This window comes from Ottowia sp. SB7-C50 (genome assembly GCF_033110285.1).
Classification (GTDB): Bacteria; Pseudomonadota; Gammaproteobacteria; order Burkholderiales; family Burkholderiaceae_C; genus Ottowia.
On the sequence record NZ_CP136995.1, the window covers coordinates 1348911 to 1363507 of the forward strand.

At 69.6% G+C, this 14597-nt stretch carries 15 protein-coding genes and 1 pseudogene; 6 read left to right on the plus strand and 10 right to left on the minus strand.

Features of this window, described 5'->3' with window-relative positions; translation table 11 throughout:
- Positions 1–46 precede the first annotated feature (46 nt).
- The 4 genes from R0D99_RS06460 to R0D99_RS06475 all read right to left on the minus strand — a co-directional run bounded on the left by R0D99_RS06460 (position 47) and on the right by R0D99_RS06475 (position 2718).
- Positions 47–676, minus strand: a complete 630-nt coding sequence (locus R0D99_RS06460) for a DUF938 domain-containing protein (RefSeq protein WP_317750559.1) — start codon at positions 674–676, stop codon at positions 47–49.
- Between the two features lie 65 nt (positions 677–741).
- Positions 742–1047, minus strand: a complete 306-nt coding sequence (locus R0D99_RS06465; RefSeq protein WP_317750560.1) for a hypothetical protein — start codon at positions 1045–1047, stop codon at positions 742–744.
- A complete protein-coding gene (locus R0D99_RS06470) occupies positions 1044–2075 on the minus strand; it encodes an LLM class flavin-dependent oxidoreductase (RefSeq protein ID WP_317750561.1) in 1032 nt (343 codons plus the stop codon). Before R0D99_RS06470 ends, R0D99_RS06465 begins: the two co-directional genes overlap by 4 nt.
- A 46-nt stretch (positions 2076–2121) precedes the next feature.
- Positions 2122–2718, minus strand: coding sequence for a flavin reductase family protein (locus R0D99_RS06475; RefSeq protein WP_317750562.1), 597 nt, complete (start codon positions 2716–2718; stop codon positions 2122–2124).
- A gap of 64 nt (positions 2719–2782) precedes the next feature.
- Here R0D99_RS06475 and R0D99_RS06480 point away from each other — a divergent pair, with 64 nt between their 5' ends.
- The 5 genes from R0D99_RS06480 (at position 2783) to R0D99_RS06500 (ending at position 7177) form a co-directional block, all read left to right on the plus strand.
- Complete coding sequence (locus R0D99_RS06480) at positions 2783–3742, plus strand: succinylglutamate desuccinylase/aspartoacylase domain-containing protein (protein ID WP_317750563.1); 960 nt, start codon at positions 2783–2785, stop codon at positions 3740–3742.
- A 68-nt stretch (positions 3743–3810) separates the two neighbouring features.
- Entirely contained in the window at positions 3811–4215 is a 405-nt protein-coding gene (locus R0D99_RS06485) for a carboxymuconolactone decarboxylase family protein (protein WP_317750564.1), read from the plus strand.
- A gap of 80 nt (positions 4216–4295) precedes the next feature.
- Positions 4296–4481, plus strand: a complete 186-nt coding sequence (locus tag R0D99_RS06490) for a hypothetical protein (RefSeq protein WP_317750565.1) — start codon at positions 4296–4298, stop codon at positions 4479–4481.
- 57 nt (positions 4482–4538) lie between these two features.
- A complete protein-coding gene (locus R0D99_RS06495; protein ID WP_317750566.1) occupies positions 4539–5213 on the plus strand; it encodes an alpha/beta hydrolase in 675 nt (224 codons plus the stop codon).
- 179 nt (positions 5214–5392) lie between these two features.
- A complete protein-coding gene (locus R0D99_RS06500) occupies positions 5393–7177 on the plus strand; it encodes an ABC transporter ATP-binding protein (protein ID WP_317750567.1) in 1785 nt (594 codons plus the stop codon).
- A 177-nt stretch (positions 7178–7354) separates the two neighbouring features.
- Here R0D99_RS06500 and R0D99_RS06505 read toward each other — a convergent pair whose 3' ends face one another.
- From R0D99_RS06505 to R0D99_RS06520, 4 genes are all read right to left on the minus strand, one after another.
- Positions 7355–8263, minus strand: coding sequence for an MBL fold metallo-hydrolase (locus R0D99_RS06505; protein WP_317750569.1), 909 nt, complete (start codon positions 8261–8263; stop codon positions 7355–7357).
- An 89-nt stretch (positions 8264–8352) separates the two neighbouring features.
- A complete protein-coding gene (locus R0D99_RS06510; protein ID WP_317750570.1) occupies positions 8353–9282 on the minus strand; it encodes a pseudouridine synthase in 930 nt (309 codons plus the stop codon).
- The gene (gene trmB / locus R0D99_RS06515; protein WP_317750571.1) at positions 9255–10070 is read right to left on the minus strand and encodes a tRNA (guanosine(46)-N7)-methyltransferase TrmB; all 816 of its coding nucleotides are present in this window, start codon (positions 10068–10070) and stop codon (positions 9255–9257) included. The genes R0D99_RS06510 and trmB overlap by 28 nt, the downstream gene beginning before the upstream one ends.
- The gene (locus tag R0D99_RS06520; protein WP_317750572.1) at positions 10067–11029 is read right to left on the minus strand and encodes an inositol monophosphatase family protein; all 963 of its coding nucleotides are present in this window, start codon (positions 11027–11029) and stop codon (positions 10067–10069) included. Before R0D99_RS06520 ends, trmB begins: the two co-directional genes overlap by 4 nt.
- 187 nt (positions 11030–11216) lie before the next feature.
- Between R0D99_RS06520 and R0D99_RS06525 the strand changes: the two genes are divergently transcribed.
- Positions 11217–11645, plus strand: a complete 429-nt coding sequence (locus R0D99_RS06525; protein WP_317750573.1) for an Hsp20/alpha crystallin family protein — start codon at positions 11217–11219, stop codon at positions 11643–11645.
- A gap of 3 nt (positions 11646–11648) precedes the next feature.
- On the opposite strand, the pseudogene R0D99_RS06530 reads toward R0D99_RS06525, so the two are convergent.
- Positions 11649–12531 (minus strand): annotated as a pseudogene (locus tag R0D99_RS06530) (DUF1501 domain-containing protein).
- A gap of 11 nt (positions 12532–12542) precedes the next feature.
- Entirely contained in the window at positions 12543–14585 is a 2043-nt protein-coding gene (locus tag R0D99_RS06535; RefSeq protein WP_317750574.1) for a DUF1800 domain-containing protein, read from the minus strand.
- Between the last annotated feature and the right edge of the window lie 12 nt (positions 14586–14597).

Here is a 14597-nt window from a genome sequence, read left to right on the forward strand (position 1 = left end):
GCAGCGATGAATTCATGCGTTTCCGCCAGCGGCGGCTGCGCGGATTTTAGTCTTGGCGCAGCACCAGCAGCAGATTGTTGGCCGGCAGCGCGTGGCGCGCGGCCAGGCGCAGACCGGCGGTTTCGGCGGTGCGCAGCACGTCCTCCAGCGGGCGCAGGCCCCACGCCGGGTCGCGGCGTTTCAGGTCGGCGTCGAAGGCCAGGTTGCTGGGCGCGGTGGGCACATCGGCTTCGATGAACGGCCCGTAGACGGCCAGCAGGCCGCCCGGCGCCAGATGGTGCGCGGCCCCGCGCATCAGTCCGGCGCAGCAGGCCCAGGGGCTGATGTGCAGCAGATTGGCGCAGTGGATGAGGTCGAACGCGGCAGCTTCGAAGGCCGGGCCGCCGTCGCTGGGCCAGGGCGGCGCATCCAGCACGTCCAGCCGGCGCGGGGGCGCCACGTTGGCAGCGCCGGCCTGCAGGGCCCGCGTGGCGATGGCGGCGAAATGCGCATCGGTCACGTCGGTGGGCTGCCAATGCCAATTGGGCAAGGCGCCGGCGAAATGCACCGCATGTTGCCCCGTGCCGCTGGCGATTTCGAGCGCGCGGCCCCTCGGGCCCAGCAGGCCTTGCAGTACGGCAAGAATGGAGGCCTGGTTGCGTTCTGCGGCGGGGCTGTAGGGCAGGGGCGTGGTCATGGGTGTGGGTATTTTTGGGCGCAGCGCTTGTCAATCAAGCGCCTGTAGCTACCAATAGCATAGCGTCATGGGCAGCCCGTTGCGGCGCCATCGCCCGCCGCCGGTGCGCATCTCCGCGTGGGCGCCTGCGCCGTGTCGGCGGGCCGGATGCGCTCGCGCACCACGATGCCGCTGGTGTCGGCCGGGCGTGCGGGACTCATGGCGTCAATGCCCGCGCCAATGGCCTTGCCCGTGAGGCCAACGCCGGTGGACACCACGGCGCCGGTGACCGAGATCGCCGCGCCGGCGGTGGCGCTGGCCACGGCGCAGCCTTCGGCCAGCAGGGCCGCCAGCAAGGCCACGGCGCCGGCGGTGGCGCGCGACGCCCTCATGCGGCTTGCGCGCCAGTCGCTGCGCTGCCTTGACGCACCTGCGCGGCGATGTCGAGCGAGCGCAGGCGCAGTGCCGGGTCGTAGATGTCGCAGGTGAACATCATTTCGTCGCAGCCGGTTTGCTCGGCCAGCGTCTGCAGGCCTTGCCGCACCGTGTCGGGCGAGCCAATGACGGCGCAGGCCAGGAAGTCGGCGATACCAGCCCTTTCCTGCGCGCCCAGGCGCTCAAAGAAGCCGTGCTGCGGCGGCTGCAACAGCCCGCGCGCGCCGCGCAGAATGCCCAGCACGCGCTGGAAGATGCTGCTGGCCAGGAACATCGCTTCTTCGTCGGTGGGCGCGGCGACCAGTGGCACGCCGATCATCACGTAAGGCTTTTCGCACTGCGCCGACGGCTTGAACGCGCGCCGGTATACCTTGATGGCCTGCAGCAGCATGGCCGGTGCGAAATGCGAGGCAAACGCGTAGGGCAGGCCGCGTTCGGCCGCCAGCTGCGCGCTGAACAGGCTGGAGCCCAGCAGCCAGATGGGCACCTGCGTGCCGGCGCCGGGGTTGGCGATCAGCTTCTGGCCCGGCTTGGGGTCGCCCAGCAGGTGCTGCAGCTCGGCCACGTCGCGCGGGAAGTCCTCGACGGTTTCGACGCGGTCGCGCCGCAGCGCGCGCATCGTCATCGGGTCGGTGCCGGGCGCGCGGCCCAGGCCCAGGTCGATGCGGCCGGGGTACAGCTCGGCCAGGGTGCCGAAGGCCTCGGCCACCGTCAGCGGCGGGTGGTTGGGCAGCATGACCCCGCCCGAGCCGACGCGGATGGTCTGCGTGCCGCCGGCGATGTGGCCCACCAGCACGGCGGTCGCGGACGAGGCGATGCCCGCCATGTTGTGGTGCTCGGCCAGCCAGTAGCGGGTAAAGCCCAGGCGCTCGGCGTGCTGCGCGGTCTGCAGCGACACGGCCAGCGCGTCGCCCACGCTGCGGCCCTCGCGCACCGGCACCAGGTCGAGCATGGAGAAGGCGATGTCTTTCAGTGCTTTGCTCATGCGGCTATTGTGCGGCGGCCCCCATGGGCTTGCAGGCGCGTGGCGATCAGCGCCCGGCCTGCAGCTGCTGGCCCGGCACCACGAAGTTGCCCGCGCCCAGGTGGTGCAGGGTGCGCCAGTCGGGCGGCGTGTCGTGCAGCGGGCGGAACTTGCCATCGGCAAAGGCGCGCTCGTCGGCCCAGGCGGCCAGCACTTCGCCGACGAACAGGTCGTGCGCCTGCTGCACCGCCGGCTCGGGAATCAGCCGGCATTCCAGCCAGCCGATGCAGTCGGCCACCAAGGGCACGTCGATGCGGGTGGCGGGAAAGTGGGCGATGTCGAAGGCGGTGAACTTGTCCTGCCCCGGCACGTCGCGCGCCGACATGCTGCCGGCGCGAAACACCATCTCGGCTTGCCCCGCGCGCGGCACGCCGACGGCGAACACGCCGCTGCCCTCCAGCAGCGGGCGCGTGGCGGTGGCCTTGTCGATGCACACGGCCAGCTTGGCCGGGGCGAAGTCCAGCGCCATGTTCCACGCGCAGGCCATCAGGTTGCGGCGGCCGGCGTGGGCGGTGGCGATCAGCACCGAGGCGCCGGTGTTCAGCAGACGGTAGGCGTGGCGCAGATCGAGGGCGTGCAGCGTGGCGGGCAGGGCGGCGGTCATGGCGCGCAGCTTAGCGGCAGTCGATAAGATCACCTCCGCCATTTTTTCAGCTGCCCCATCGTCCATGAATGCTCCGCTCCTCGAAGTGCTGCCGCGCGATCTGTCGGCCTACCGCGCCGGCAACACGGGCGTGCCCTACGTGCATCGTTTCGATTCCGGCCGGCCCGGTCCGCACGTGCTGATCAACGCGCTGACGCACGGCAACGAGATCTGCGGCATGGTGGCCGCCACGCACCTGCTCGACCGCGGGGTGCGCCCGCTGGTCGGCACGCTGACGGTGAGCCTGGCGCACGTCGAGGCCTACGAGGCCTTTCGCCACGACGACCCCTTTGCCAACCGGCAGCTGGTGCACAACCTCAACCGCATCTGGTCCGACGAATGGCTGGACGGGCCGGAACACAGCCCCGAACTGCGCCGCGCGCGCGAGTTGCGCCCGGTGGTGGCCGCGGCCGACCACATTCTCGACATTCATTCCACCAGCCAGCCGGTGGCGCCGTTCTGGGTCTACCCGGGCTTCGAGCGCAACGCCCGCGCGGCACGGGCCATTGGCGCGCGCGACCGGGTGACCACGCATCTGGTCATGCCGGCCGGCCTGGGCAGCGGCACGCCACTGATCCAGCACGGCCGCCACGGCCGGGCCGACGGCACCGACGGGGTGGCGCTGGTGGTGGAATGCGGGCAGCACTTTCTGAAGGCGTCGGCCGATCTGGCCACGGCCGTGGCGCTGGACTTTCTGGCGTACTTCGGCCTGATCGTGCCTGCCGCGCCGGCCAGCGCGCCGGCGGTGGCGCAACGCCGCTTCGAACTGCTGCAGACCTGCATGGTGCGTACGCCCCAGTTCCGCTTTGCGCGGCCGCTGATCGGCTTCGAGACCTTTGCGAAGGACGAGTTGATCGCCACCGACGGCGACGCCGGCGACATCCGCGCGCCGTGCGACGACTGCACCGTGCTTATGCCCACCCGCGAACCCATCGTCGGACGCGAAGCGGTGTATCTGACGCGGCCGCTGGTGGATCCGACATAAAAGGCTGCTCTGCGCTTGCCGTGATGTGATGGCGCAGAGTGCTATAAAAAATGTAGTTCACGCTCCTCATGTCCACCGTATCCCCCGCAGATCAGCCGCCGTTCGACCCCCGCGTGGCGGCTGTGTTCGCCGACATCCGCGCCACGCGCGGCAGCGACTTCATCAACCACTTCTGGCGTTACCTGGCGTTCGATTCGGCGCTGCTGGAATCGACCTGGGCCGAGGTCAAGCAGGTCATGGCCACGCCGTCGGAGCTCGATCCGCTGACCAAGGAGATGCTCTACATCGCGGTGTCGGTGGCCAACGGCTGCGGCTACTGCGTGCATTCGCACACCACCGCCGCGCGTGCCAAGGGCATGACGCCCGCGCAGCACGCCGAACTGCTGTCCATCATCGCCCTGGCGGGCAAGACCAACCATCTGGCCACGGCGCTGCAGGTGCCGGTGGACGCATCGTTCGATCAGGATCATTGACGCGCTTGACGTGTGCCAGACCCGGCGGGCGGGCCCGCATGAAGTGTCTTGCAACATCTGCATGCGTTGACTCGGCGTTCATGTTCATCAGCCACGGCGGCCGTCCGCACAGCATGACGCGGCGCACCTGCGAAAAACTGCTACGCCAGCGCAAGCTGCGCCCGGTACCGGCGGGCGCGGTGGTCGACAAGGCGCTGCGCGGGCTGGCCGACCAGGCGCGCGAGACGCAGCGCAGCGCCAAGGCAGGGCCTGTTTTTCAGATGTAGCGCACCGCGCCATGCCGTGCGCATGCGGGGTGCGGCGCGCGCCGGTAACATTGGCCGATGACCGATACCCCCACGCTTCTGGAAGCCCAGACCGGCGACGATCCGCGCGCCAGCATCATCATCCTGCACGGGCTGGGTGCAGACGGCAGCGACTTTGCGCCGTTTGTCGACGAAATCGATTTGCGCGCCGTCGGCCCGGTGCGTTGGTTGTTCCCCAACGCGCCGCAGCAGTCCGTCACCATCAACGGCGGCTACGTCATGCCGGCCTGGTACGACATTCGCCCGGACCGCAGTGACGAAGACGAAGCGGGTCTGCGCCAGTCGCAGGCGCTCGTCGAAGCCGTGATCCGTCGTGAGCAGGCGCGCGGCATTCCCGCGCACCGCATCGTGCTGGGTGGCTTTTCGCAAGGCTGCGCGATGGCGCTGCTGACCGGGCTGCGCTACCCCGAGCGGCTGGCCGGCGTCGTCGGCATGAGCGGCTATCTGCCGCTGGCGCGCCAGCTGGCCGATGAACGCAGCGCCGCCAACGCCGACGTGCCGATCTTCCTGGCGCACGGCACGCAGGACGAAATGGTGGCGCTGCCGCGCGCCACCGCCTCGCGCGATGCCCTGCAGGCGCTCGGCTACGCCGTCGAATGGCACGACTACCCCATGGGCCATTCGGTCTGCATGGAGGAAGTGCAGGATCTGCGCCACTGGCTGCTGCGCGTGCTGGCCGCACCCGCGGACTGAGGGCTGACGCTTCACCCTCCCACCGGGCCAGCGTGACCGTCAAGGTTAAATGTGGACCGTGCGCTTGTCCCAACTGGCTCTGTTGCTATCAAAACAGGATTGATGGCGGCGAAGGCGCCGCCCGCTTGGCGCCGCCGTCCGACAGACGTGCGCACGGCGGCGGGCCATGATGTCGCCCGATGCAGACGCTCTGGACCTACCTCAAACCGCAATGGCGGCTCGCCTTGCTGGCCATGGCGTTGGCCGCCGTCAGCCAGGTGCTGGCGCTGGTCGACCCGATCATCTTCGGCAAGCTGATCGACGGCTACGCCACGCAAAAAGGCACCCGGCCCGACGACGAACTGGTGCGCGGTGCGCTGATGCTGCTGGCGCTGGCGGTGGGCGTGGCGCTGGCGTCGCGCGCCACGCGGGCGGTGCAGGACTACGTGGTGCGCATGGTCGTGCAGCGCTTTGGCACGCGCATCTTCAACGACGGCCTGCGCCAGACCATGCGGCTGAACTTTCAGGAATACGAGGACGCACGCAGCGGCGAAACGCTGGCGCTGCTGATGCGTGTGCGGCAGGACACGGAGCGCTTCATCAACGCCTTCATCAACGTGCTGTTCGCCTCGCTGATCGGCATGACGTTTCTGCTGTGGTACGCGGTGACCAAGACCTGGCTGCTGGTGCCGGTGTTCCTGATCGGACTGGTGGTGCTGGGCGGTCTGTCGGGCCTGCTCAGCCGGCAGATTCGCGGCCAGCAGCGCAGCATCAACCGCGAGACCACCAAGAACGCCGGCTTCATCACCGAAAGCCTGCGCAACGTGGCGCTGATCAAGAGCCTGGGACTGACCTTCCGCGAAGTGCGCCGCATGCAGGCCAAGACGGAGGAAATCTTTGCGCTGGAGATGGCCAAGGTCAAGCGCATCCGCTGGCTCAGCTTTCTGCAGGGCAGCACGCTGAGCCTGCTGAAGCTGAGCGTGCTGTTCACGTTGCTGTGGCTGATCTTCCGCGAAGTGCTGACCACCGGCGAGTTGATCGCCATGCAGTTCATCTCGGTCGCCATCCTGGCGCCGCTGCAGGAGCTGGGCACCATCATCCTGGCCTGGCGCGAAGCGAGTTCGTCGCTGGCCAACTTCGAGGAACTGATGGCCAAGCCGGTCGAAAAGCGCCCGCCCGATGCGGTGCCGCTGGGCCCGATCGAGTCGCTGCGCTTTGACGACGTGGTGTTTCGCCACCGTGGCGCGACGGAAAATTCCATCGACGGCGTGAGCTTTGAAGCGAAACGCGGCGACACCATCGCCTTCGTCGGGCCATCCGGCTCGGGCAAATCCACGCTGGTCAAGCTGCTGCTGGGCCTGTATCGGCCGGACGGCGGCGCCATCTATTTCAACGACATCGACGCGCGTCGCATCCGCTACAACGAAGCGCGCCGCCAGGTCGGCTACGTGACGCAGGAAACCACGCTGTTTGCCGGCACCGTGCGCGAGAACCTGCAGTTCGTGCGTCCCGACGCGACCGACGGAGAAATCCTGCACGCGTTGGAGCAGGCCCAGGCCACGGCCCTGGTGCAGCGCCTGCCCAAGGGCCTGGACACGCTGATCGGTGAGTCGGGCTACAAGCTGTCGGGCGGCGAACGCCAGCGTCTGTCGATTGCCCGCGCGCTGCTGCGCGAACCGCGCCTGCTGATCTTTGACGAAGCCACGTCGGCGCTGGATTCACTGACCGAGCAGCAGGTGACGGAGACGGTGCGCGAGGTATCGCGCCGCCACACGCAGATCAGCATCCTGATCGCGCACCGGCTGTCGACCATCATGCACGCCAGCGTGATCCACGTGCTGGAACGCGGCCGCATCGTCGAGAGCGGCACCCACGACGAACTGGTGACGCAGCGCGGCCTGTACTACGCCATGTGGCGCCAGCAGATCGGCGAGCGCGAGAGCGGGGCGATGATCGAGCAAAAGAAAATTCACGCCAGGGCGTAAAGTCGGCCCGCGGTTCAATAACCATCAGCAACTGCGTCGCCCGCGCAGACCACATGGCCTCATATCGGTCGAGCCTTGATTCGTTCGCTCAAGCGCGACGATTGTTGTCGTTTATGCCAGTGCCGCGGGGCGGCTCAGTGGAGTTGCGAAACTCAGCTCGGAAAAAATAATCCACCGCTAACCCCCATCCACCACCAGGTCGCCCTCGCGTCGCAGCGCGCCCTTGTCGAACAGCGGCGCCAGGATCAGGGCCAGCCAGTCGTCCCACGGCAGGTCGGGGCGGTGCTGGCGGTGCAGCAGGCGCAGCGACGGCCCGCTGGCCAGCCAGGCGTCGAAGGCGGCGCGCGGCATTCGCTCGACGTCCATCATCTGGTACTTGATCAGCACCTTGGCGGCGTACAGCGCGTGCTGCGCCGGGTGCTGGTTGAAGTAGTCGATGCGCTGGCGCGCGCGGGCCAGCGCGGCGTGGATGGCGCCGCCGGCCCGGCCGAAGGGCGCGCCGTGGCCGGGCACCACCACGGCCGGGTCGATGCGCTCGATCAGCGTCAGCGTGTCGGCAAAGGTGTCGAACCCGTCGGAGCCATCGATGTGCGGAAAGATCACGCCGACGCCGTTTTCCCACATGGCATCGCCGGCCACCAGCACGCCGTGGCGCGGTTCGTACAGCAGCACGGCCAGCGCGTCGTGGCCGGGGGCGGCGTGGATTTCCCAGTCGTGGTCGCCCAGCCGCACGGTCTGGCCGGGCACCAGCGCCTCGTTCGCCGTGAACGGGTCGCAGCGCTGGCCGGTGCCGCCAAAGCTCAGGGCGTCTTCGTCCCAGGCCTGCACGTGGTCCAGCGAGGCTTCGGGCACCCAGGTGCGGGCGCCGGGCCATGCGGCCTGCAGCGCGCCGCTGCCGCCGCAATGGTCGCTGTGCAAGTGGGTGTGGGCGATGCGGGCCAGCGGCTGGTCGCCCAGCGCGCTGCGCACCAGGGCGACCGTTTCGGCGGCGTGCTTGCTGTGCCCGGTGTCGATCAGGGCAGGGGTTTGCTCGCTCAGGCACAGCAGGTTGTTGGACGACAGCCAGCCGCGCACGAACACGCGCATGTCGGGTGGCAGCAGGGACGGCGGCGCGGCAGGAGGGGGGGGCAGTGCTCACGGATCGTGCGGAAGGGAGAAGGGTGGGCTTCAGCCGGTTATACCGCCAACGCCTGCAGCCGCAGGCCCGATTCGAAGCGGCGGGGCTGGCCGGTGACGGGGTCTTCGAAGGCCAGCGTGCGCGCCAGCAGCTGCAGCGGCTGCGTGGGGTCGTCGGGCTCGTGCGGCCCGCGCAGCACGCGTGGGTAGAAGGCATCGCCGGCCAGCGGCACGCCCAGCGCGGACATGTGCACGCGCAACTGGTGGCGGCGGCCGGTGATGGGGCGCAGCCGGTAATGGGCCAGCGCGCCATGCCGGGCGATGAGTTCGATGTGCGTTTCGCTGTTGGGCACGCCGGGCACCTCGCGCGACACGAAAAAGCGCGCGTCGTCCTCGGCCAGCCGGCTGCGGTGGGTGCGGGGCAGGGCCAAGTCGGCGCGGTAGGGGGCGACGGCTTCGTAGACCTTGTCGACCGCGCGGTCGCGAAACAGCGCCTGGTACGCATCGCGGTGCGCCGGCTGCACCGCAAACGCGACCAGGCCAGCGGTCTCGCGGTCGATGCGGTGCAGCGGGCTCAGCGTGTCGATGCCCAGGCGCCGCTTCAGGCGCACCAGCAAGCTGGCATGCACGTAGCGCCCGCCGGGGGTGACGGGCATGAAGTGCGGCTTGTCGGCCACCACCAAGTGGTCGTCCTGAAAGATGATCTGCTCGCCGTGCGGCGGCTCGGGCTCGCCCGGCACGTGGCGGTAATAAAACAGGCGCCGGCCGTTGCCGCGCGGATAGGGCGCATCGGCCGCCAGCGGCTGCGCCTGCTCGTCCAGCACGGTGCCGGCGGCCATGCGCCCGGCCCAGTCTTCGCGCGACAGCGCGGGCAGGCGCTGCGCCAGAAAGTCCAGCACCGTGGGCCAGTCGCCCGCCGGCAGCGCCACGCAGCTGGCGCTGACACCGTCAAGGCTGCGGATCAGCGGCGGGCGCGGCGGTCGGGCCATGGGGGGGCAGCGGCGGCGACGCGGCGGAACACCAGGTCCCACACGCCGTGGCCCAGCCGCAGGCCGCGGCGCTCGAACTTCGTTTCGGGGCGGTAGGCGGGGCGCGGCGCGAAGTCGGGCGCGGTGTTGGCCAGCAGCGGCTCGGCGCCCAGCACCTGCAGCATCTGCCCGGCGTAGGGCTGCCAGTCGGTGGCGCAATGCAGGTAGCCGCCGGGCTTCAGTCGCCGCGCCAGTTCATGCACCAGCGGCGGCTGGATCAGGCGGCGCTTGTGGTGGCGCTTCTTGTGCCAGGGATCGGGGAAGAAGATGTGGATGCCGTCCAGCGAATCGGGCGCGATCATGTGCGCCAGCACCTGCACCGCGTCGTGCTGCACGATGCGGATGTTGTGCAACTGCTGCTCGCCGATCAGCTTGAGCAGCGCGCCCACGCCGGGCTCATGCACCTCGCAGCCAATGAACAGCGTGTCGGGCATCAACGCGGCGATGTGCGCCGTGGCGCCACCCATGCCGAAGCCGATCTCGAGCACGGCCTTTGAATGAATCGGGCCGCCAGCGCCGTCTGCGCGCAGGCAGGCAGCTACCAAATCAGGAGTATCCGGGTCGTACGGCAGTACGAAGCGCGGCCCCAGGTCGGCCAGCGCGCGCGCCTGGCCCAGCGTGGTGCGACCGGCGCGCGTGACAAAGGTGCGGATGGCGCGCGGGTGCGCCACGCCGGCGGGTGCGGCGTCGGCAATCGCGGAGGGGGCTTCAGTCGGGTCGTCGTCCGACCGGTCGACGGACGCGGTCACGGCTGGTGCGGCGGCTCGGCGGCGGGCGTGGCAGCCGGCTCGGTGGGCGCGGCGGCGTCGCCGGCCCAGGCCTGGAAGGCGGCGTCGCTGGCGTCGGCGGGTTTTTTAAGCGAAACCACCTCGCGCCGCTCGTCTGAAGCGCGTACTGCGCTATCAAAACGAGAGTATTTGCGCAGAATGGCCACCAGCTGCGCATACACGCGCGGGTTGGCGGCCAGGCACTCGGGCTGGTCGATGTGGCCGGCCTCGCCGGCAAAGTTGCCGATCAGGCCGCCGGCCTCGGTCACCAGCAGGCTGCCGGCGGCCACGTCCCAGGGCTTGAGGCCGGTTTCAAAAAAGCCGTCGGTGAAGCCCGCGGCGACGTAGGCCAGGTCGAGCGCGGCGGCGCCCGGGCGGCGCAGGCCGGCGGTGCGCTGCATCACGTCGCCCATCATCTTGAGGTAGGTGGGGAAGTCGTCGCCCTTGCGGAACGGAAAGCCGGTGGCGATCAGGCATTCGGGCAGGTGCGTGCGCTTGCTGACGCGGATGCGCCGGTCGTTGACGTAGGCGCCGCGACCGCGCGTGGCGGTGAACAGGTCGTTGCGCGTGGGGTCGTACACGACGGCCTGTTCGATGCGGCCCTTGACGCTGAGCGCGATGCTCACGCAATAGACCGGAAAGCCGTGGATGAAGTTGGTGGTGCCGTCCAGCGGGTCGATGATCCAGACGTGGTCTGAATGCGGGTTGCCGCGCGAAGTGCCCGACTCTTCGGCGTGGATGCCGTGCTGGGGGTAGGCGGTCAGCAGCGTGTCGATGATCGCGTTTTCGCTGGCGTGGTCGACCTCGGTGACGAAGTCGTTGACCTGCTTCTGCGAGATGCGCACGGCCTCGACGTCGAGCGCGGCGCGGTTGATGATGGCGCCAGCGGCGCGCGCGGCCCGGATGGCCACGTTGAGCATGGGGTGCAGGGAGGACGACATGGATTGTGCGAAGAGCAGCGGGGCGACGGGCCCCGGAACGGCGGCGCACGATGGCGCCGCAAAACGCGTATTTTCCCACGCTTTGGTCGGCGGCTGCCACGGGCGGCGCCCTTGAAATCGCCGGCGGGCGAACGCATGTGGGCATCAGCGGCACCCCCGCCGCGTTCACGCATCAATGGAGACCACCATGGCCAACCCTTCGACACGCAGCAACCTGTTCGACGACCTGTTCAAGGAATTTGCCCCGGGCTTCTTCATCAAGCCCTTGCAGGCCGACGCCACGCCCACCACGGCGCAGATCCGCATCGACGTGCGCGAGTCCGACAGCGCCTACACCGTGCTGGCCGAAGTGCCCGGCGTGCCCAAGGAAGACATCCACGTCGCCATCGACGGCAGCGTGGTCACGCTGCGCGCCGAGATCAAGCCGCAGGACCATGCCGCCGACGGCAGCAAGCTGTTGCGCAGCGAGCGCTACTACGGCGCCGTGTCGCGCAGCTTCCAGCTGCCGCAGGACATCGATCAGGCCACCGCCAAGGCGCGCTATGAAAACGGCGTGCTGCAGCTGACGCTGCCCAAGAAGACGGCCAACGGCGCGCAGAAGCTCACGATCGAGTGACCACTACGCCATGAAGCCCAGGTTGCGGCTGGCGTAGTTGGCGAGGTTGGGCATCACCAGCGGCAATTCGGTGTCGCTGACCCCGAACCAGCGCGCCAGCGTGGCGGCGTACTGGTCCACCGCCGTGCTGGGCAGCAGCCGGCCCTGGCCGACGTCGTCCGGCCCGTTGATGACCAGTTGCGGCGGCGTGCCGTAAAAGGCCGCGCCCTTCACGGCGCCGCCCAGCACGAAATGCGTGCTGCCCCAGCCGTGGTCCAACCCGTCGCCGTTGGACGTGAGCGTGCGGCCGAAGTCCGACGCCGTGAAGGCAGTGACGTTGGGCGCCAGCCCCAAGCTGTCGATGGCGGCCTGAAATCCGGTGAGCGCGCTGGCCACCTGGGCCAGCAGCGGCGGCTGCCGGGCCAGCAGGCCATCGTGCGTGTCAAACCCGCCCAGCGACACCAGGCACCGACTGCGCCTTGAACTGCGCCACCGTGGTCGGCTGCACCAGCGTGCCGACGTTCAGTTGCACCGCCAGCCGCCCGCCGTCGAACAGGGCCTTGAGCGGCGCCAGCGACGGCGCCAGCGCGTATTGGGCACCGCCTGCCAGCGCGCTGCGCGGGCTGAGCGCCGTGGCGGCCAGAGCATCGCGCGCCAGGGCCATGTTGGTGCGCACGCCGGCGTATTGCGCGTAGCCCGTGGCGTCGTAGGGGATGAGCGTGTTGCCGTTGTCGTTGCCGCCGTAGAGGAAGACGCAGACCAGCGCCTTGTAGTCGCTGGCGGTGAAGGCCGCCGCCTCGCCCATGGCGGCCAGGTTCAGCGCCCAGGGGGTGGCGGTGCCGGCCAGGCCCAGCTGGCCCAGCCGTTGCAGAAAGGCGCGCCGCGCCGGTTGGTGGTGGGTCGTCATGGCGCCGGTCCTTATTTCTGCACGATGTATTCGGGGCAGCACATCACCATCAGGATGGCGGCCCACACGCGGGTGTTCTTGCCGGCGTCGCTGCCGATGGCGATGCTGGCGATGGCGTCGCGGATGGTGCTGGTGGTGGCGCTGGACAGCTGCCCCGCCGCCAGCAGCAGGTTGAGCCGGTCGACCAGCGCCGCCGGGTTGGCCACCAGGGCCAGTTCGGCCGTGTAGCTGCTTACCCACAGCTTGCTGGTGCTGTTGCCGTACAGGCCGTAGGCGATGGTGTTCTGCATGAAATTGACGTAGCCGGCCACCGAGCTTTCGTTGGTGATCTGGAACTCTGGCGCCGGCTGCCCGGTGGCCGCCAGGGCCGTGCCCGGCGGCACGTAGCCAGGGCGGAAGAAGTTGAACACCGACGGACTGCGCAGCGGGCTTTGCGCCAGCGCGGTGGACGGGGTGGACAGGTCATAGATGGTCCACGTGCCGTCGTTCGAGGTGGCGCCGAAGGTGCGCGCCCATTGCACGCAGCGGATCATCGGCTCGCGCAGCTTGCCCCAGCTGGGTGCCGACAGGCCCGCGGCGGCGCGCGCCTCGGGGTCGAGCAGCACCGCCTTGGTGACGGCGCGCAGGTCACCGCGCACGCCGGCGCCGTTGTTGGCAAACGCGGCGGCCACGCGCGCAATGTAGGCCGGGCTGGGCGCGCTGGTCACCAGCCGCTGGATCAGCGCCCGTGCGATGAAAGGCCCGGTGTTGGGGTGGTTGTGCAGCGTGTCCAGCGCGGTCTTGAGCGCCTGCGCACCGGGCGTGCTGCCGGCCACCGTCACGCCCAGAAAGCTGGCGTCCTGCGTCGAATGCCGGGTGGCGTCCAGCACCATCGGGTTGCGATAGCGCAGCGGGTTGGTGGCGCGCACGTGGCCGGTGCTGTCCCAGTTGTAGCCGGTGAACACCCGCGCCAGCCCGGTCACGTCGGCCGGTCCATAGGTGTAGATCGGCTGGCCCGCCGCGTTGAGCTTGGCGCTGCCATCGGCATTGAGCTGCACCAGGCCGATGGAGAACAGCTGCATCACTTCGCGCGCGTAGTTCTCGTCGGGGTGACGACCGGTGGCGGGGTCTTCCTTCAGGCTGCCGCGCATGTTCAGGTAGCTGCCCATGGCCGGGTTGAGCGTGACGGCCTCCAGCAACTGGCGGTAGTTGCCGAGCGCGTGGGTGTTCAGCACGTCCCAGTATGCGGCCATGGCGAACGAGGGCGATTCGCCGTCGATGCCGACCCCCGACACCACCATGATCTCCGACCAGGCCAGCGCCAGCCGCTTGCGCAGCGCGTCGGGCGCGGTGATCAGCTGGTTCCAGACCATGTAGTTGGCGTATTCGCCGTTGAAGATCACGTCGACCCGGTTGTAGCCCTGGCCCATCAGCCAGTCCCAGCCGGTGCCGGCGATGGGCTGGTTCATCTGCGCGTCGAGCCACGCGCTGTAGCCCATGGTGCGAACGGACTCGATCTCGGCGTCGGTGGACGAAAACTGCGCCTGCTGCAGAAAGCGCGCGGCCTCGGCCGCGGTGATGGGCGGGGGTGCTGGCGTGGGGGCCGGTGCGGGCGTGGGCGCTGGCGTAGCTGCAGGCGCAGGCGCAGGTGAAGGGGTGGGCGCGGGTGCGGGGGATGGCGCGGGGGATGGCGTCGGTGCCGGGACGGGTGAAGGCGTGGGCGCGGGCGCTGGTGTGGGCGCAGGGGACGGCGTGGGCGATGGCGTCGGGGCAGGCGCTGGCGAGGGCGTGGGGGTCGGGGTCGGCGCAGGCGTAGGCAGCGGGTCGAGCGTTGGCGTGGGCACAGGCGCCGTGTCCGCCGCTGGTGTCGGCACGGGTGAGGCCGGCGTGACGCCACTGCTGCCGCCGCCGCACGCGGCCAGCACGGCCGACATCAGCGCGGTCAGGCCGGTCAGCTCGGCGGTGCGGGCGGTGAACGGGCCGGCGGCGTCGGGCGCCAGCGTGTCGTCGGCGCGTTCGGGCAGCGCGGGGGCCGTTGCGGCGCCATCGGGCGCTGCGTCTTGGGTTTGCATCATCAAAATCGCTCC